General features: G+C 58.8%; 16 protein-coding genes. 11 read left to right on the top strand and 5 right to left on the bottom strand.

Annotated elements, in window-relative coordinates:
* Positions 1-33 precede the first annotated feature (33 nt).
* A complete protein-coding gene (locus ACYVI2_RS14005; RefSeq protein WP_094820078.1) occupies positions 34-459 on the bottom strand; it encodes a DUF1841 family protein in 426 nt (141 codons plus the stop codon).
* Positions 460-652: 193 nt separating this feature from the next.
* Between ACYVI2_RS14005 and icd the strand changes: the two genes are divergently transcribed.
* From icd to ACYVI2_RS14025, 4 genes are all read left to right on the top strand, one after another.
* Entirely contained in the window at positions 653-1,909 is a 1,257-nt protein-coding gene (gene icd / locus ACYVI2_RS14010) for an NADP-dependent isocitrate dehydrogenase (RefSeq protein WP_415821936.1), read from the top strand.
* A 608-nt stretch (positions 1,910-2,517) separates the two neighbouring features.
* On the top strand, positions 2,518-3,654 hold the full coding sequence (locus ACYVI2_RS14015; protein WP_415821935.1) for a porin: 1,137 nt from the start codon (positions 2,518-2,520) through the stop codon (positions 3,652-3,654).
* Positions 3,655-4,092: 438 nt separating this feature from the next.
* A complete protein-coding gene (locus tag ACYVI2_RS14020) occupies positions 4,093-4,371 on the top strand; it encodes a DUF4212 domain-containing protein (RefSeq protein ID WP_415821943.1) in 279 nt (92 codons plus the stop codon).
* A complete protein-coding gene (locus ACYVI2_RS14025; RefSeq protein ID WP_415821934.1) occupies positions 4,371-6,452 on the top strand; it encodes a sodium:solute symporter family protein in 2,082 nt (693 codons plus the stop codon). Before ACYVI2_RS14020 ends, ACYVI2_RS14025 begins: the two co-directional genes overlap by 1 nt.
* Positions 6,453-6,536: 84 nt before the next feature.
* Here the strand turns inward: ACYVI2_RS14025 and ACYVI2_RS14030 are convergent, their stop codons facing one another.
* From ACYVI2_RS14030 to trxB, 3 genes are all read right to left on the bottom strand, one after another.
* Entirely contained in the window at positions 6,537-6,866 is a 330-nt protein-coding gene (locus ACYVI2_RS14030; protein ID WP_415821933.1) for a DMT family transporter, read from the bottom strand.
* A 77-nt stretch (positions 6,867-6,943) separates the two neighbouring features.
* Positions 6,944-7,660, bottom strand: coding sequence for a Smr/MutS family protein (locus tag ACYVI2_RS14035; protein ID WP_415821932.1), 717 nt, complete (start codon positions 7,658-7,660; stop codon positions 6,944-6,946).
* A complete protein-coding gene (gene trxB, locus ACYVI2_RS14040) occupies positions 7,650-8,606 on the bottom strand; it encodes a thioredoxin-disulfide reductase (protein ID WP_415821931.1) in 957 nt (318 codons plus the stop codon). Before trxB ends, ACYVI2_RS14035 begins: the two co-directional genes overlap by 11 nt.
* A 42-nt stretch (positions 8,607-8,648) precedes the next feature.
* Here trxB and ACYVI2_RS14045 point away from each other — a divergent pair, with 42 nt between their 5' ends.
* The 6 genes from ACYVI2_RS14045 (at position 8,649) to ACYVI2_RS14070 (ending at position 16,181) form a co-directional block, all read left to right on the top strand.
* Positions 8,649-11,009 carry a DNA translocase FtsK gene (locus tag ACYVI2_RS14045; RefSeq protein WP_415821930.1) on the top strand — a complete coding sequence of 787 codons (2,361 nt, stop codon included), beginning with the start codon at positions 8,649-8,651 and terminating at the stop codon, positions 11,007-11,009.
* A complete protein-coding gene (gene lolA, locus ACYVI2_RS14050; protein WP_415821929.1) occupies positions 11,009-11,656 on the top strand; it encodes an outer membrane lipoprotein chaperone LolA in 648 nt (215 codons plus the stop codon). The genes ACYVI2_RS14045 and lolA overlap by 1 nt, the downstream gene beginning before the upstream one ends.
* Positions 11,657-11,703: 47 nt before the next feature.
* Entirely contained in the window at positions 11,704-13,041 is a 1,338-nt protein-coding gene (locus ACYVI2_RS14055; protein WP_415821928.1) for a replication-associated recombination protein A, read from the top strand.
* A 140-nt stretch (positions 13,042-13,181) separates the two neighbouring features.
* Positions 13,182-14,531: a serine--tRNA ligase gene (serS, locus tag ACYVI2_RS14060; RefSeq protein WP_415821927.1), complete on the top strand. Its 1,350-nt coding sequence runs from the start codon at positions 13,182-13,184 to the stop codon at positions 14,529-14,531.
* Between the two features lie 14 nt (positions 14,532-14,545).
* On the top strand, positions 14,546-15,733 hold the full coding sequence (locus tag ACYVI2_RS14065; protein ID WP_415821926.1) for an HPP family protein: 1,188 nt from the start codon (positions 14,546-14,548) through the stop codon (positions 15,731-15,733).
* 199 nt (positions 15,734-15,932) lie between these two features.
* Positions 15,933-16,181 carry a hypothetical protein gene (locus ACYVI2_RS14070; RefSeq protein ID WP_415821925.1) on the top strand — a complete coding sequence of 83 codons (249 nt, stop codon included), beginning with the start codon at positions 15,933-15,935 and terminating at the stop codon, positions 16,179-16,181.
* A gap of 207 nt (positions 16,182-16,388) precedes the next feature.
* Here the strand turns inward: ACYVI2_RS14070 and ACYVI2_RS14075 are convergent, their stop codons facing one another.
* Positions 16,389-16,712 (bottom strand): virulence factor, encoded by a 324-nt coding sequence (locus ACYVI2_RS14075; RefSeq protein ID WP_415821924.1) that lies wholly within the window; start codon positions 16,710-16,712, stop codon positions 16,389-16,391.
* 278 nt (positions 16,713-16,990) lie between these two features.
* On the opposite strand from ACYVI2_RS14075, the gene ACYVI2_RS14080 reads away from it, so the two are divergent.
* A complete protein-coding gene (locus ACYVI2_RS14080) occupies positions 16,991-17,188 on the top strand; it encodes a hypothetical protein (protein WP_415807065.1) in 198 nt (65 codons plus the stop codon).
* The last annotated feature ends 22 nt before the right edge of the window (positions 17,189-17,210 follow it).

Here is a 17,210-nt window from a genome sequence, read left to right on the forward strand (position 1 = left end):
TGGGTTGTTATGGCCGCCGGTTTACGGTGGCCCTTAACGCTCGGCGCGTTGCCGGATCAGGTCGATGTAGACATCGCTATCGAGTTCGGTGCCAAGTCGTTGGGCTTCCCAGACGACCTGGCCCAGACAGTCCATGATGTCGTGCGCGGCCTGATGCGCGTCACTGCGCGCGACCAGTTTTTGGTAGGCGGCACGAATGCCGCGCGGGTGGTCGATCGACAATTGTTCTGCGATGGCCAGATGCATCGACAAATGCAAAAACGGATTCGTACGGCCTTTTTCGACTGGATATTCCGCTGTCATGGCTTCGGGATGTTCCAGATCGCCGTGATATTCGGGGTGCTCGATGATCCAGTCCAGCGCCATCGATTCCAATGGCGTCAGAATTTCATTGGCACGGTGTTTGCGCCAAGTCTCGATAAAGAACTCGCGGACTTGATCCCGGGACGGGTTGAACATGTGACGTAACGTCTATAAAGACAGAAAGGAAAGTCTTCATTTTACGCCGGCGGGATTTCATCCCCGCACGGGCGTCAGAATGGGCGCTAGAATGAGCTACGGCCCGCCGTCTGGCTCGGTGGCTAGCGATATCATGCTGGCCACAGCGATCTGGTGGCGAGCGAGCAACCCCCCAGGAGCAATAGGAGCATTCATGTCCTACCAACATATCAAGGTTCCCTCTGCGGGCCAGAAAATCACGGTCAATGCTGATTTTTCTCTGAACGTGCCTGATCAGGCCATCATTCCATACATCGAGGGGGACGGTACGGGGGCGGACATTACGCCTGTGATGATCAAGGTCGTGGATGCTGCAGTTCAAAAGGCGTACGGCGGCAAGCGCAAGATCCACTGGATGGAAGTCTACGCTGGCGAGAAAGCCACCAAGGTCTACGGGCCGGACGTGTGGCTGCCTGATGAAACGCTGGATGTAGTCAAGGATTATGTGGTGTCGATCAAAGGACCGTTGACGACGCCGGTGGGAGGTGGGATCCGTTCGCTGAACGTGGCGTTGCGTCAGCAGCTCGACCTGTATGTCTGCCTGCGTCCGGTACGTTACTTCAAGGGGGTGCCTTCGCCTGTGCGCGAGCCCGAAAAGACCGATATGGTGATCTTCCGCGAGAACTCGGAAGACATCTACGCCGGGATCGAATACGAAGCGGACAGCGAGCAGGCCAAGGAACTGATCCAGTTCCTGCAGACCAAGCTGGGTGTCAAAAAAATCCGTTTTCCCAATACCTCGTCTATTGGCATCAAACCGGTGTCGCGCGAAGGCACCGAGCGCCTGGTGCGCAAGGCCATTCAATATGCGATCGACAATGACCGGGCATCGGTCACGCTGGTGCACAAGGGCAACATCATGAAGTTCACCGAGGGTGGCTTCCGTGACTGGGGCTATGCGTTGGCACAAAAGGAATTCGGTGCGCAATTGATCGACGGCGGTCCGTGGTGCAAATTCAAAAACCCCAAGACGGGCCGGGAAATTACTATCAAGGACTCCATTGCCGATGCCTTTCTGCAGCAGATTCTGTTGCGCCCGGCAGAGTACGACGTCATTGCCACACTGAATCTGAACGGCGACTACATCTCCGACGCCCTTGCCGCGCAGGTCGGTGGAATCGGGATCGCCCCGGGCGCCAACCTGTCTGACTCGGTGGCGATGTTCGAGGCGACCCATGGCACGGCACCCAAATACGCCGGCAAAGACTATGTCAATCCGGGATCAGAGATCTTGTCCGCTGAAATGATGCTGCGACATCTGGGCTGGGTCGAGGCCGCCGACCTGATTATTTCCAGTATGGAGAAATCGATCCTGTCCAAGCAGGTCACCTATGACTTTGCCCGTTTGCTCGAGGGGGCGACCCAGGTGTCGTGCTCCGGCTTTGGTCAGGTGATGATCGACAATATGTGAGGTGCTTTGCGCGAAACCATGGTTTCGCTGCCAGGTCGTCATGAAAACCGCCCCAAAAGGGGCGGTTTTTGTTTTGGGCCGCCCCCAAAACAAAAACGCCCCCTTGGGGGCAGCAAGCTGAAGGCGATGCGCCGCGTGAAGCGGTTCTGTGGCCTGAACGAATCCTGTCAGATGGTAGCGTTTGTGAGCGATGGCGGCGCACTTTATTGCAGATCTTTGCGTCTCAATCTGTCATGTGATGAGTTATTACCCGGACATATTTGATCGAAAACACCCCTTATCCCGCAATATCTACACCGTAAATAGGCCTAATACCAAAAGAGAGGTTCTTGCATGGAGTGAGTTTATAAGTCGGACTATGTCGCCCCATGGCTGTTGTTAACACGCAATAAAGACGTGATTTCTAAATGTGTATTACGTAACTTAATAATTTACACAAAAGCCATTATTCCCATAAAAAACAATGAATTAATGCTTTTGTAAGAAATATTTAGATTCATTATGTAGTTCCTGGTTTTGGGGCGGACAAAACGTTTCCCTAAGGTATGGGTTCTGGCAGTCTCCACGGGTGGGGACTAGCGGCTTTCTCTACTGATCGGGATGAGGATATGAAACTAACAAAAACTCTGCTGGCTGGCGCGATCCTCGCCGGCATGGCCGGCACTGCGTACGCTGAGACGCAAGTGACCTTGTACGGCTTGATCGACGTGGGTATCACCTATCAACGCAACAAGGTTGGCACTGAAGACAGCAACCGTGCGTTGTACGGCGGTAACTACCAGTCTCGTATCGGCATGACCAACGGCATCCAGAGCGGCTCGCGCTGGGGTCTGCGTGGTACCGAAGATCTGGGCGATGGCCTGCAAGCTGTGTTCGTGCTGGAAAGCGGTTTCGGCGCCAGCAATGGTAACAGCGCTCAAGGCGGCCGCCTGTTCGGTCGTCAAGCCACCATCGGTCTGCGCAGCGAATCTTGGGGTCAAATTGATTTGGGCCGCCAAACCAACATCGCTTCCAAGTACTTTGCCAGCATCGATCCGTTCTCGCTCAGCTACTTGAACTCGACCATGGGTTCCGCGTTCAGCGCCGCCAACACGGTTCGCTACGACAACATGGTCATGTATCAAACCCCGTCGTTCAGCGGTTTCCAAGCCGGTATCGGTTACTCGTTCAACGTGGATGACGAAGAGCGTCCGGGCGAATTCAAGACCAGCGACAACAGCCGTGCTATCACCGCTGGTATCCGTTACGCCAATGGCCCGTTGAACGTTGCTTTGACGTACGACCGCCAATTCCTGTATCCGAGCCAACCGCAACCCCAACAGTTCATCATTGGTGGTTCGTATGACTTCGAAGTGCTGAAGCTCGCATTGGCCTACGGCCGCACCTCCGACGGCGTGTTCGCTGGTCAAGACTTTGACGTGATGGGCGGTCTGGGCAATCCCAACACCCCCGCCAAGGGCCAAGGCGGCACGAACGACGCCTTCACCTGGGACGGTCTGAAGATCAATTCGTACTTGGTCGGTGTCAGCGCTCCGATCGGCGGTGCCAGCAACATCTTCGCTTCGTGGCAACGTGCTGATCCTAACAAGGGTCTGGAAGCCATGGACATCTACAGCCTGGGCTACACCTACGACTTGTCCAAGCGCACCAACCTGTATTCGGTCGCTTCGTATGCTGACGCTGCTGATTTCGTAGACGGCAACAAGGCGCTGACCGTTGGCGTTGGTATCCGTCACCGCTTCTAAGATCTAGGTACGGGTCGCCCTTTTTCCGAGCGGAGTCGGGGCACCTTGTTCTTAGCCACCTACTTTGTAGGTGGCTTTTTTTTATCTTCAAAAAGGGTTTTTGCTGGAAAAGCGGTGCCGTCAGGACGGGACGATTTTTTCGTCTAAAATGCACCAAACTGGTGCGACAAGGGAGATGTATTTGCGCCACCTTAGGGCATTCCCCTAGTGTGACAATCCCGCTCATGGTGCACAATCATGTTCATGCAGGTGAGGAGACAAATAGCCCAAAAAGGGCAACCGGCGGCACCGGTATAAATAAACTGGCAGTACCCTAATAAGAGCAAAACGCACAACGGCCGGCACCCATCAGGTGCCGGCCGTTGTCGCATATAAGCCCGCCCGGCCCGATGTTGCAAAAATGGGCATACTGCGGCAACGTGGATACGAATGAATAATATGCCGGATTCCCCGAGTTCCACTCCCTCTGCGATGCGGCGCTATTGGCGGCGTAATCTGATCTTGATCGGCGTGCTTGTCCTCTGTTGGCTGGCGCTGACGTTTCTTCCTGCTTATTTCGCCCGCGAGCTCTCTTTCGACTTCATTGGCTGGCCGTTTGCGTTCTGGATGGCTGCCTACGGGGCGCCGTTGTCTTATTTGGTGCTGATCGGCATCTACGCCCGTTTGATGAATCGGGCCGATGCGCAGGCCCGCAGTGACGCCGAGCGGGGCGATTGATGCCGTTTTCCGGAGACAACGCACGCGAGTTCAAGATCCGGCTGCGCCGCATTTACGTGTTGTATACCGCAGGTTTCGCCTTGCTGATCGTACTGCTGGCATTAGCCGAGATCGCGGGCATGGCGCGCGACTGGATTGGCTATGTTTTCCTCTTGGTCACGGTCAGCCTGTATGCCGGTATCGGTATCGTGTGCCGTACGTCCGATCAGGTGGAGTACTACGTCGCGGGCCGCCGCGTTCCGGCGGTCTATAACGGGATGGCCACCGCCGCCGATTGGATGTCGGTAGCCTCGTTCATCGGGGTGGCGGGAACGCTGTACCTGACGGGATACGGCGGCCTGGCGTACATCATGGGATGGACGGGGGGCTATGTGCTGGTGGCCCTGTTGCTGGCGCCTTATCTACGCAAATTCGGCCAATACACGATTCCGGATTTCATGGGCGCCCGTTATGGCGGTAATTTGGCGCGTTTGGCCGGGGTGGCGTGTGCGGTGCTGTGCTCGTTTACGTATCTGGTTGCCCAGATTTACGGTGTAGGGATCATCACGACCCGTATGACGGGTATTTCGTTCGAGCTCGGCATTTTTGTCGCGCTGGGCGGCATGTTGGTGTGTTCCTTTTTGGGGGGCATGCGCGCGGTGACGTGGACACAAGTCGGTCAATACATCATCTTGGTGGTGGCGTATCTGGTGCCTGTCGTGTGGTTGTCGATGAAGCATACCGACATGCCGCTGCCTCAGTTGTCCGCAGGCAAGGTGCTGCAAGAAATCACTGAGCGCGAAGCGCAAATGGGCAAGGATGTGTCCGAGTTGCAGGTACGCCAATTATGGAAAGCGCGCGCGGATGAAATGACGCAGCGGCTGCAGGCCCTGCCGCAATCCTGGGCCCAGGAAAAAGACCGGTTGCGCAGCCGTCTGGCGCAACTGACGGCTGCGAACGCGCCCATGATCGATATTCGTACGCTGGAGCGCGAACTCGAAACCTATCCGGCCAGTGTCGAAGAAGCCCGTGCCGTGTGGTCGCAAGCCAGGGCGATTTACGAGGCACGCGGATCGCCGCCTGTGCCTCATGCCGAGCCGTTCCCGTCGAAAGATCCCCAAGAACGGCAGGATATGCGTACCAATTTTCTGGCGCTGGTGTTATGCCTGATGCTGGGGACAGCCGGCATGCCACATATTTTGATGCGTTCATACACGACGTCGTCGGTGGTCGAGGCGCGGCGTTCGGTGTGCTGGTCGTTGTTGTTCATCCTGCTGCTGTATTTCATGGCGCCGGCGCTGGCGCTGCTGATCAAATACGAGGTCTATACGCAGGTGGTGGGCTCGAAATTCGCGTCCCTACCGAGTTGGGTGCATGCCTGGAGTGCGGTGGACGTCAATTTGCTCGATCTGGTCGATGTAAATCGTGATGGCCGGGTACAGTTGGGTGAGCTCAGCATGGGGGCCGATGTGGTGGTGTTGGCCATGCCCGAGATCGGTGGCCTGCCCTATGTGATTTCTGGTTTGGTGGCCGCAGGCGGGCTGGCCGCTGCGTTGTCGACGGCCGACGGCTTGTTGCTGACCTTGTCGAATTCCCTGTCGCACGATATGTGGTATCGAGTCGTATCGCCACGCATGTCGGCAGCGCGTCGCGTCATGGTGTCCAAAATACTCTTGCTGGTGGTGGCGTTCGGCGCGGCCTGGGTGGCGGCGCGCAAGCCCGCAGATATTCTGTTCATGGTGTCGGCGGCTTTTTCTTTTGCGGCGTCATCGTTTTTCCCCGCATTGGTCATGGGCATCTTTTGGCGCCGGGCGAATAAATGGGGCGCCACGTTCGGCATGGTTGTCGGATTGGCGGTGACATTCACCTATATGGCGCACACGCATCCTTGGTTGCGGGAATGGGTGTTCGGGATTGACCGGGCCCAACCAATGGATCTGTGGTGGGGAATTCAGCCGATTGCGGCGGGGGTATTTGGCGCGCCAGCGGCGTTCTTGACGATCATCGTGGTGTCATTGCTGACGCCGCTGCCCGATCGGGCGACGACGATGTTGGTGCAGTATTTGCGCGAACCGGACGGCAAGCCGCCCACATCACCGTGAGCGCGCGAGGTGGGCAATAGCTCTGTGAGCGTGTCATTGTCCAGAGAGCAGTGCGGCGCGTGGATCTGCTCTCAGTTCCACGTGTCAGTGGCTGACGGATTTCGAAAACACGTTCATGATCACTACCCCTGCGATGATCAACGCAATGCCCAGGATCGCCGGGGCATCAAGGTGCTGTTTAAAAAACAGCGCGCCCACCAGCGAAATCAGCACAATGCCCACGCCAGACCACACGGCGTAGGCAATACCCACGGGTATTTCGCGCAAGGTCAGGGCCAGAAAATAAAAGGCCACGGCATAACCTGCCACCGTGATTACCGATGGAACCAGCCGAGTAAAACTGTCGGAGCTTTTTAGTGCGCTCGTGGCAATGATCTCAGCCACGATGGCGATGCCCAGATAAACCCATTTCATCTTTGAATCTCGCAAAGCATTGGTGCTCGTGCCGAAGTAGAGCAGGCCGCAGGCGCGGCGTTGCCCGATGATTCTGATCAGCGCCTGGCCCCGGTCTGGCGCAGCAGAACCAGCAAAGCTCCCGCGCCGCCCTCACGTTCCGAGGCCTGAGAAAAAGCCATGACTTCGGCTTTCTGGACCAGCCAGGTCCGAACTTTGTCTTTGAGTACTGGTTCCAGGCCTTGCGAACCATGGCCCTTGCCGTGCACGATGCGCACGCAGCGGATGCCATGTTCCAGGCATTCGTCTAAAAAGGACAGGACGGCATGGCGAGCCTGCTCGACACGCAGGCCGTGCAGGTCCAGTTCCGCACCGGCGGGCCATTGGCCCCGACGCAGGTTGCGGGCGGTATCGGGCGCCGCGTCAGCGCGTACAAAAGCGGTGCCACTCTCTGAGAGCAGGTGGGCGACTTCGGTCCCGTCAGAGACACCGGCATCGGCGCGGTTAGGCGTCTCGCCCATGGCCGCTGCGCGGCGCATGGCGACGGCAGCGCTGACCGGGGCAAGTCCGGCAGGGGGCTTTCCAGGCTGAGGCGAGGCGGCAGGACTGGCCGGCTCGGGTATGCGACGCCCGGATTGCTTGAGGGGCGTGACGGCCTTGGCCGCACGACGGAACGCATGGGGATCGCTGTCTGCTGCATTGGCCTCAGCCGTCTGGCGCGCAATCCGTGTCGCCTGCTCGGCCCGCGCCCGGGCTTGTTGCGAGGCCTGGTGCAAACGTTTCAGATCGCCCAGGCCGCCTTTACTATTGCGCATTCTCCAGCCACCGCTGTGCGTCCAGAGCCGCCATGCAACCCGTGCCGGCGCTCGTGATGGCCTGGCGATATACGTGGTCTTGCACGTCGCCAGCCGCAAAGACACCGGGCACCGAGGTCATCGTTGCCATGCCCGACAGACCGCTCTTGGTCACGATATAACCGTCTTTCATTTCGAGTTGTCCCTCGAAAATGCCGGTATTCGGTTGGTGGCCGATCGCAATGAAGGCGCCCATGACGTCGAGGTCTTCGGTTTCGCCGGTTTCGGTGCTGCGAATACGCACGCCGGTCACGCCGCTATCGTCGCCCAGGACTTCGTCCAGCGTATGGAACAGCTTGAGCTCCATATTGCCGTTGGCGACCTTGTCCATCATCTTGTCGACCAGGATGGGTTCGGCGCGGAATTTGTCACGGCGATGAATGACGGTGACCTTGCGGCAGATATTGGACAGATAGAGGGCTTCTTCGACCGCGGTATTGCCGCCGCCCACCACCACGACGTCCTTGTTGCGGTAAAAGAACCCGTCGCAGGTCGCGCAGCCCGACACGCCGCGGCCCATGAAGGATTCCTCGGATGGCAGGCCGAGATATTTGGCCGAAGCCCCCGTCGCAATAATCAGTGCATCGCAGGTATACAGATTGCCGGTATCGCCCGTCAGTGTGAAGGGGCGCTTGGACAAATCCACCTTGGCGATATGGTCAAACACCATCTCGGTGTTGAATCGCTCGGCATGCTGCTGAAAGCGCTGCATCAGGTCGGGGCCTTGTACGCCGTCGACGTCAGCAGGCCAATTATCGACGTCGGTGGTGGTCATCAACTGGCCGCCTTGGGCCAGACCTGTAACCAGGACGGGGGACAAATTTGCCCGTGCCGCATAGACGGCAGCCGTGTAACCGGCCGGGCCGGATCCTAGTATCAAAACTTTAGCGTGTTTGGGCGTGGACATAGGTCATTATCTTTAAGGGGATGCCCAATTATAATGAGCCCTATGCCGCGTATTTCAACTGCTTCTCCGCGCGCCTCGCGCAACACCCGTAACGGCCCTTCGCCGCTGCAAACGCGTATTTCCGCTTTGCTGCGAGAGGCCCGCTGGATCTTGTTCGCCGCCCTGGCCGCCTGGCTGACACTGGTGCTGGCCACCTGGTCACCCTCCGACCCGGGATGGTCGCATTCTGTGACCAATGGTGCGATTCACAACCGAGGGGGCACCTTTGGGGCCTACCTGTCGGACATTTTGTTGTATTTGTTCGGGTATTCCGCCTGGTGGTGGGTGGTGTTGCTGTTGCATCGAGTGCGGGCCGGCTATCGCCGCCTGGCCAGCCAACTGCGCGCCGATGGCAAGCAGCCCGAAGTCCTGCCGCGTGTCCACTGGGAAGAAGGCGTCGGATTTTTCCTGGTATTGATCGGGTCGCTCGGCATCGAGGCATTACGGCTGTATAGCTGGGGCATGCATTTGCCGGGCGGTACCGACGGTGAAAGCGGTGCAGGCGGCGTGATCGGTCAGATGCTGGCCAGCAACTTGGCGCAGGGCGTCGGTTTCACGGGGGCGACCCTGGCGCTGCTGGTATTGATAGCGATTGGCCTGAGCCTGTTTTTCTCATTCTCGTGGCTGCATGTGGCCGAGCGCGTCGGCACCTGGCTCGAGGGCGTAATACGTCGTATACGCGAGTCCTATACCGCCCGCCAGGACCGCAAGGTCGGCGAGGTCGCCAAGGCCGTACGTACCGAGCAGGTCGAAGCCAAACACGAAAAACTGACGCACGAACAGCCCGTGCGCATCGAGCCCGCGATCACGGTGGTGCCGCGCTCGGATCGGGTCGAAAAGGAAAAACAGCAGACTTTGTTTGCTCCGCCGTCAGGCGAGGGCGATCTGCCCGCGATCAGTTTGCTGGATCCTCCTACGCAGAACCAGGAAACGGTGTCGGCCGAGACTATCGAGTTCACGTCTCGCCTGATCGAAAAGAAGCTCGCCGACTTTGGCGTGAGCGTCACCGTGGTGGCCGCCCAGGCTGGGCCTGTCATTACTCGTTACGAAATTGAGCCCGCCACCGGGGTGAAAGGCAGCCAGATCGTCAATCTGGCGAAAGACCTGGCGCGTGCGCTGAGTCTGGTCAGTATCCGTGTGGTGGAAACCATTCCCGGCAAGAACCTGATGGGGTTGGAACTCCCCAATCCGCGCCGTCAGATGGTCAAGCTCTCGGAAATCCTGGGCTCGCAAACCTATCACGCCAGCCATTCTGTCGTGACGATGGCCTTGGGCAAAGACATCGCCGGTAATCCCGTGGTCGCCGATTTGGCCAAAATGCCTCACTTGCTGGTGGCCGGTACCACAGGCTCGGGCAAGTCGGTCGGGATCAATGCCATGATCCTGTCGCTGCTGTACAAGGCCGGCCCGGCCGACACGCGACTGATCCTGATCGATCCCAAGATGCTTGAAATGAGCGTCTACGAGGGCATCCCGCATCTGCTCGCGCCGGTGGTCACGGACATGCGCCATGCCGCCAACGCGCTGAACTGGTGCGTAGGCGAAATGGAAAAACGCTATCGCCTGATGAGCAAAATGGGCGTGCGCAACCTGGCCGGCTACAACACCAAGATCCGTGACGCGATCAAGCGTGAGGCCCCGATCCCTAACCCGTTCTCACTGACGCCGGATCAGCCCGAGCCGCTCTCGCCGCTGCCCACGATTGTGGTGGTCATCGACGAGTTGGCCGATCTGATGATGGTGGTGGGTAAAAAGATCGAAGAACTCATCGCTCGCCTGGCGCAAAAAGCCCGGGCGGCCGGCATTCACTTGATTCTCGCGACGCAGCGTCCCAGCGTGGACGTGATCACGGGTCTGATCAAGGCCAACATTCCCACGCGTATCGCATTCCAGGTGTCGTCCAAAATCGACTCGCGCACCATTCTGGATCAGATGGGCGCGGAAACGCTGCTGGGGCAGGGCGATATGTTGTACATGCCTCCCGGCACAGGTTTGCCGGTGCGAGTGCACGGCGCCTTTGTGCATGACGACGAGGTTCACCGCGTGGTCGAGCACCTGAAGGGGCAAGGCGAGCCCAACTACATCGAGGGCTTGCTCGAGGGCGCTCTCGAGGGTGAGACGGGCGATGGCGTGGGCAGTGTCACGGGTATGAACGACGCCGAAAGCGATCCGATGTATGACCAGGCATGCGAGGTTGTCCTGAAGCATCGCCGTGCGTCGATCTCGCTCGTGCAGCGCCATCTGCGAATTGGTTACAACCGTGCGGCCCGGTTACTGGAGCAAATGGAGCAATCGGGTATGGTGTCTCCAATGCAATCCAACGGCAACCGGGAAATCCTGGTGCCGTCCAAAGAGGAAGCCTGATGCTCGGTTCTCGTCGTCCTTGGGCTGTCGCCATTGCGACGGCCACTACCGCCGCCTGGTTGTCGCTCAGCCCCTTGGCTGCGCTGGCCGCCGATGCGCGCACGCAACTCAAGGCCTTTGTCTCGCAAGTCAACAGCGCGACGGGCAAGTTCACGCAAACCACCACGGGGCCACAGGGCGGCGCGCAGCGTGCGCAGAGCGGCGACTTTGCCTTTCAGCGGCCGGGTAAATTCAAATGGGCGGTGAGTCAGCCCTATGAGCAATTGGTGATATCCGACGGACAGCAGTTGTTCCAATACGATCCTGACCTGGCCCAGGTCACGACCCGCCAGGTGGATCAGGCCATTGGTACTTCGCCAGCCGCCATTTTGTTTGGCTCCGGCGATCTGGAGCAGGCGTTTGACGTGACGCCCTTGCCGGCTCGGGATGGTCTGGAATGGCTGCGTGCGAAACCTCGCAACGCCGACGCAGGGTTTGCACAAGTCGACATCGGTCTGCAAAACAACCTCCCTTCACGAGTCGAATTGCTGGACTCGTTTGGGCAAACCACTCGCGTCGATCTATCTCAGATTCAATCCAACCCGTCCTTGCCCGCTAACGAATTCCGCTTTGTGCCGCCAGCGGGCGTGGACGTGGTCAAGATGTGATTGGGGCGCCGTGCAACCTGCCGTAATTCTGCCGTAGCGCTGTTGTCATGAGCGACGATCTCTTTGCTGCCGATCCCGCACACCGGCCTTATGTTCCACTGGCCGAGCGATTGCGGCCGCGTACGCTCAGCGAAGTCGTCGGGCAGTCCCATTTGCTGGGGCCCGACAAGCCGCTACGCGTGGCATTTGAATCCGGCCGTCCGCACTCCATGATTTTCTGGGGGCCGCCAGGGGTGGGTAAAACCACGTTGGCGCGCTTGATGGCGGATGGTTTTGATGCGCAATTCATTGCCATTTCTGCCGTATTGGGCGGGGTCAAGGACATCCGCGACGCGGTCGTCACGGCGCAAATTGCCCAAGGGCAGGGTCGTCGCACGATTTTGTTTGTCGATGAGGTGCATCGGTTCAACAAGGCGCAGCAAGATGCGTTTCTGCCCTATGTGGAAAGCGGCCTGTTCACTTTTATTGGTGCCACGACAGAAAACCCGTCTTTCGAGGTGAACTCGGCGCTGCTGTCGCGCGCGCGCGTTTACGTGCTGCAGTCGCTCAACGCCGAGGAATTGCAGCAGCTCATCGACCGCGCTATCGAGGCGCTGAACGAAGGGCGTGATACCTCAAACCAGGTTCGCATCCAGCCTGACGCTCGCGAGCAATTGGCCGCGTGGGCTGATGGAGATGCGCGACGATTGATCAGCGCCGTCGAAGTCGTGGCCGAGTCGGCCCAGGCCGCGGGCCGTGACGAGATCGATGCGGAATGGCTGGAAATTTCGCTGTCGCAGAACTTGCGCCGCTTTGACAAGGGCGGCGATGCGTTCTACGACCAGATCAGTGCTCTGCATAAATCCGTGCGAGGCTCGAACCCCGATGCGGCTTTGTACTGGCTGTCCCGCATGCTCGATGGCGGAGGCGATCCGCGTTATCTCTCTCGTCGGCTCGTGCGCATGGCGTGGGAGGACATCGGCCTGGCAGACCCGCGTGCCATGCAGATTGCCAATGACGCTGCATTGACCTACGAGAGGCTGGGCAGCCCCGAGGGCGAGCTCGCGCTCGGGCAAGCTGTGATTTATCTTGCCGTCGCGGCCAAGAGCAACGCGGGCTATAACGCCTACAACCAGGCCAGGGCCTTTGTAAAACAGGACAAGAGCCGCGAGGTGCCGGTGCATTTGCGCAACGCACCGACCAAGCTCATGAAAGAACTCGGCTATGGCCACGCCTATCGCTACGCCCATGACGAGCCCAATGCCTATGCCGCCGGGGAAACATATTTCCCTGAGGGCATCGGCGAACCCCGCTGGTATCGGCCGGTTCCCCGTGGCCTGGAAATCAAAATCGCCGAAAAGCTGGCTTTCCTGAGAAAGCTGGATGAAGAAGCCGGCAAGAAATAAAAGGCTAAAATCCAGAGGTTTGCCGCGAATTGGCTTTAGCGCTTCGCCGCAAAATTGACATTTCTGATTCCAAAGCACCTTTGGAACCGTATCGGTGGCCTCCATGCCACCGTATTTTATTAACCTGACTCCTGCCTCCCATGCTAGACCCGATCCTGCTGCGTAAAGACCTGCAAACCGTCGTAGACCGCCTCAAAACCCGTGGCGTCGAATTCGACACGCAACGGTTCAATGAGCTGGAGTCTCGCCGCAAGGCCGTCCAGACGGAAACGGAATCCTTGCAGGCACGCCGCAACGCGCTGGCCAAACAGATCGGTCAGCTCAAATCGCAAGGCCAGGATGCCTCGGCCGTGCTGGCAGAGTCGCAAGCGATTCCCGGGCAGTTAAAGCAACTCGAAGAAGATCTCGGCACCGTGCAGCAGTCGCTCAATGAGTGGCTGATGTCGATTCCCAATTTGCCGCACGCGAGCGTGCCCACCGGGGCCTCGTCCGACGACAACGTCGAAGTGCGCCGTTGGCTGCCGGGTCAGCCCGCGGCAGATGGCAATCCTCAGCCCCTGGCGTTCGAGCCTAAAGATCACGTTGCGCTGGGCGAGCCGCTGGGCCTGGATTTCGATCTGGCGGCGAAGCTTTCCGGCGCCCGTTTTTCGTTCATGCGCGGTCCGATCGCGCGCCTGCATCGCGCCTTGGCCCAGTTCATGCTGGACCTCCAGACCGGGCAGCACGGCTACACCGAGTGCTATACCCCGTACATCGTGAACAGCTCCACGCTGTTTGGCACCGGCCAGCTGCCCAAGTTCAAGGACGACATGTTCTTTGTCTCCAAAGGCGGCGAAGACGATGACCCCAAGGTCATGGACGATCGCGGCAACGAGGTCGCCCGCGAAGACCAATACCTGATTTCCACCTCAGAAATCACACTGACCAGCTCGGTGCGCGACACGATTGTCGCTGGCGCCGATCTGCCGATTCGCCTGACCGCCCATACCCCGTGTTTTCGTTCCGAGGCGGGCAGCGGTGGCCGCGACACCCGCGGCATGATCCGCCAGCATCAGTTCGATAAAGTCGAAATGGTGCAGATCACGCATCCCGATACGTCGTACGAGGCATTGGACGAGATGGTGGGGCATGCCGAGCATGTGCTGCAATTGCTCGAGCTGCCGTATCGCGTCGTGCTGTTGTGCACGGGTGACATGGGCTTTGGCGCGGCAAAGACCTTTGACCTCGAAGTCTGGCTGCCCGCTCAAAACACCTGGCGTGAAATTTCCTCGGTCTCGAACTGCGAAACCTTCCAGGCGCGCCGCATGCAAGCGCGTTTCCGCGTCGGCCAAGGCAAGCCCGAGTACCTGCACACGCTCAACGGCTCCGGCCTGGCGGTGGGCCGCGCCCTGGTCGCCGTGCTGGAAAATCACCAGCAGGCCGATGGCAGCATCGTCGTGCCGAAGGTCCTGCAACCCTACATGGGTGGTTTGACGATTTTGCAGCCTTGATGTGACCTTGGGTCATGGTTGCGATAAAAACTTCGCTTTATTCCTGGTTGATGCGTTTCTGGCCTCAGCCATTACACGTTCATGGGCGAGAGCGTATCCGGGCTTGCGTGGGGGCCTTGCTGGGGTTGACTGTCACCGGGGTGTTGTCGAGCGCGTTCGGTCATTCAGGGCAGCATTTCCTCTTGATCGCGCCCATGGGGGCCTCGGCCGTCCTGTTGTTTGCGGTGCCGTCCAGCCCCTTGGCGCAGCCTTGGTCGTTGATCGGCGGTAATCTGGTAGCGGCTCTGGTTGGCGTCACCGCTGCGAAATGGTTGCCAGACCCTCTGATGGCGGCATCGGTGGCTGTCGCGGTGTCTATCGCACTCATGTTCTTGTTGCGTTGTGTGCATCCGCCGTCAGGCGCCGTCGCATTGACGGCTGTGCTGGGCGACAGTGCAGTGCATGCGGCAGGATATGCCTTTGTGCTCGAACCGGTGCTGCTGAATTCGTGCGTCATCTTGATCTGTGCGCTCTTCTACCACGGGATTACTCGACATCATTACCCGCACGTGTTGTCTCGCAAGGACGATGAGGCTGCCGTAGAGGACGAGTGGGCAGGGTTCATGCGCCAGGATATCGAGAAAATCCTGGACGAGCGGGACGAGTTGCTCTCGGTCGATTCCGAGGATATTTACTTGGTGCTGCGCGAGGCCGTCTCCCGCGCTCACGAGCGCCGTACCAAAAGCGTACGTTGCAGTGATGTGATGGTGCCTGCCGTGGCGACTTTGCGGCCAACAACCACCATGCGCCAAGCATGGAAGGTACTGAAGCGTCTCGGCGTTCCAGGGCTGCCGGTGGCCGACGGCGCAGGGCGTTATCAGGGAATGGTGACACTAGTCGACCTGCTATTGAGGGCACGTTCGTCAGGCCGGGGCGGCTGGGCGCTTTGGCCTGGGGCCGCCGGGCTGGGAACGCCGTTGCGTGAGGTGTTGTCCACCGACGCACCGACGGTGACGCCCCAGACCCTGTTGTCTGTTGCCGCGCCGAAAGTCCTGAACTCCCCCGCGCACTGTGTGCCCGTGATTGATGGCCTGGGCGCGCTGCGCGGCGTCGTGACGCCTGCGCAATTGGTTCACGATAGCTATCTGGACAACCTGGGTCTGCCGCTGAACTCGCTCTCAGCCGAGTCTTCCGTCATCCGGCCCACCCACATCGCAATCTAGTTGCGCGCGTGGCGGCCGCGTAAATTTTCCGGCCAATTGCCACATTTCTGTCTTGTTGCCTGAGTATCCTTCAACTCATTCTCTAATCTTTGATGTCAGCAAATGTGTGTGCGTAAAATAGGGCCGCATCTTTAAGGCACAATATGCACCGCCCGTTCAAACGGGAATTTGCTGTCAATGATCAAGGGGGTAGATAGAGATGAGTTCGAGGATGATCGGTGATTTTCGGGTGCGTTGCGATGTTATTGAAGACGATGAGTCAGGCTTCAAGGTACGAGTCTGGACGCGTCGCGTTGGCGGCACCGCTCCTGAGAAAAGCTGGCCCGTGCCGGGTCAGTCGCCGTTCTCAACCCGCACCGAAGCCGAGCAGGGCAGCCTGCAGGTTTTCGAAGACATCAATGGAGTGAGATTCAATGGTGAACCAGAGTTCGCGCACACGTCCGCATAACGGCTGGTGGCGTGCGCCCAGCACCCCGCGGCGTTTGCCCAGCAAGCCTGCGGTGCCCGCCGGTGATCAATCGGCCAATTGAGCAGGAATCCCGGCCCGTGTAGCCGAATGGCTTTTGTTTCACCAGGACCGGTTGCTCAATATAAATATAAAAAAGGGCGGCATTGCTATGCCGCCCCAGGTTAACTTGCGTGATGTCGCGCAGGATTAGTCATCGTAATGACGATGATGGCCTCGTCCGTGGCCCTTCCACTTGTGTCCGTGCTTTCCGCCTCTCCAGTGGCGTGGGCCGTCACCATAGTAATAAACGGGCGCTGGGCGAACATAACGCGGCTCGCGGTAAACCACGGGCGGCGGACCGTAATACACGGGCCGGGGCTCGACATAGACCGGTTGTGGCGCTACATACACTGGCGCAGGGTAAATGATGCCCGGCAAACCAATAGAGACGCCAATATCGACGCGTGCCATGGCGGCGCTCGACATCAGCAGCCCCGCAGCGCTGATACCGGCAATAAACCACTTCTTCATATGCACCTGCCTTGCTGCCCGAAGCAGCCGAGTTGATAGGACGGCTCTATTTTCGGGTTTTTCCTCATTCAGAACGTGAGCGAACGTGCTGCAATAGCGACAATCCGCTACAGGCCGGTTTTGTCCGGCCGCCAAATTGATGCGCTGCAGCGCGATGGCTGACATGCGCTCAACAGGGCAGGACTGCCCTCTGTAATTGACTGAAATTTCCTTGGTACACTGGCGCTCAGACGCTGTCGTTACATTTAAACACCAAGGTTTGTCGATATACTGGACTCATGGAAACGAAAACCCACGATCTTAAGCCTGGCTATTACTGGTACACCATGGAGAGCGATCCCCTGGCTGTCATTCATATTCATGATGACGGAGGGGCGACCTTGATGGGAACGGACTATAGACTGCAAGCCCAGGGCGTTGCCGACATGATCCAGCAAGGTGAACGGTTTTTCTGGATCGAGCCTCCCGTCTTGTAATCGGGGAGCAGTGCAGTATCTG

This window comes from Bordetella tumbae, from assembly GCF_054780995.1.

Bases quoted from the DNA above. Each gene is read 5' to 3' on its own strand.
- ACYVI2_RS14080 (WP_415807065.1), top strand. From the start codon at position 16,991: ATGGAAACGAAAACCCACGATCTTAAGCCTGGCTATTACTGGTACACC.
- lolA (WP_415821929.1), top strand. From the start codon at position 11,009: ATGCTCGGTTCTCGTCGTCCTTGGGCTGTCGCCATTGCGACGGCCACT.
- ACYVI2_RS14045 (WP_415821930.1), top strand. From the start codon at position 8,649: ATGCCGCGTATTTCAACTGCTTCTCCGCGCGCCTCGCGCAACACCCGT.
- icd (WP_415821936.1), top strand. From the start codon at position 653: ATGTCCTACCAACATATCAAGGTTCCCTCTGCGGGCCAGAAAATCACG.
- ACYVI2_RS14020 (WP_415821943.1), top strand. From the start codon at position 4,093: ATGCCGGATTCCCCGAGTTCCACTCCCTCTGCGATGCGGCGCTATTGG.
- ACYVI2_RS14030 (WP_415821933.1), bottom strand. From the start codon at position 6,866: ATGAAATGGGTTTATCTGGGCATCGCCATCGTGGCTGAGATCATTGCC.
- ACYVI2_RS14065 (WP_415821926.1), top strand. From the start codon at position 14,546: ATGGTTGCGATAAAAACTTCGCTTTATTCCTGGTTGATGCGTTTCTGG.
- ACYVI2_RS14035 (WP_415821932.1), bottom strand. From the start codon at position 7,660: ATGCGCAATAGTAAAGGCGGCCTGGGCGATCTGAAACGTTTGCACCAG.
- serS (WP_415821927.1), top strand. From the start codon at position 13,182: ATGCTAGACCCGATCCTGCTGCGTAAAGACCTGCAAACCGTCGTAGAC.
- ACYVI2_RS14055 (WP_415821928.1), top strand. From the start codon at position 11,704: ATGAGCGACGATCTCTTTGCTGCCGATCCCGCACACCGGCCTTATGTT.
- ACYVI2_RS14075 (WP_415821924.1), bottom strand. From the start codon at position 16,712: ATGAAGAAGTGGTTTATTGCCGGTATCAGCGCTGCGGGGCTGCTGATG.
- ACYVI2_RS14005 (WP_094820078.1), bottom strand. From the start codon at position 459: ATGTTCAACCCGTCCCGGGATCAAGTCCGCGAGTTCTTTATCGAGACT.
- ACYVI2_RS14070 (WP_415821925.1), top strand. From the start codon at position 15,933: ATGAGTTCGAGGATGATCGGTGATTTTCGGGTGCGTTGCGATGTTATT.
- ACYVI2_RS14025 (WP_415821934.1), top strand. From the start codon at position 4,371: ATGCCGTTTTCCGGAGACAACGCACGCGAGTTCAAGATCCGGCTGCGC.
- trxB (WP_415821931.1), bottom strand. From the start codon at position 8,606: ATGTCCACGCCCAAACACGCTAAAGTTTTGATACTAGGATCCGGCCCG.
- ACYVI2_RS14015 (WP_415821935.1), top strand. From the start codon at position 2,518: ATGAAACTAACAAAAACTCTGCTGGCTGGCGCGATCCTCGCCGGCATG.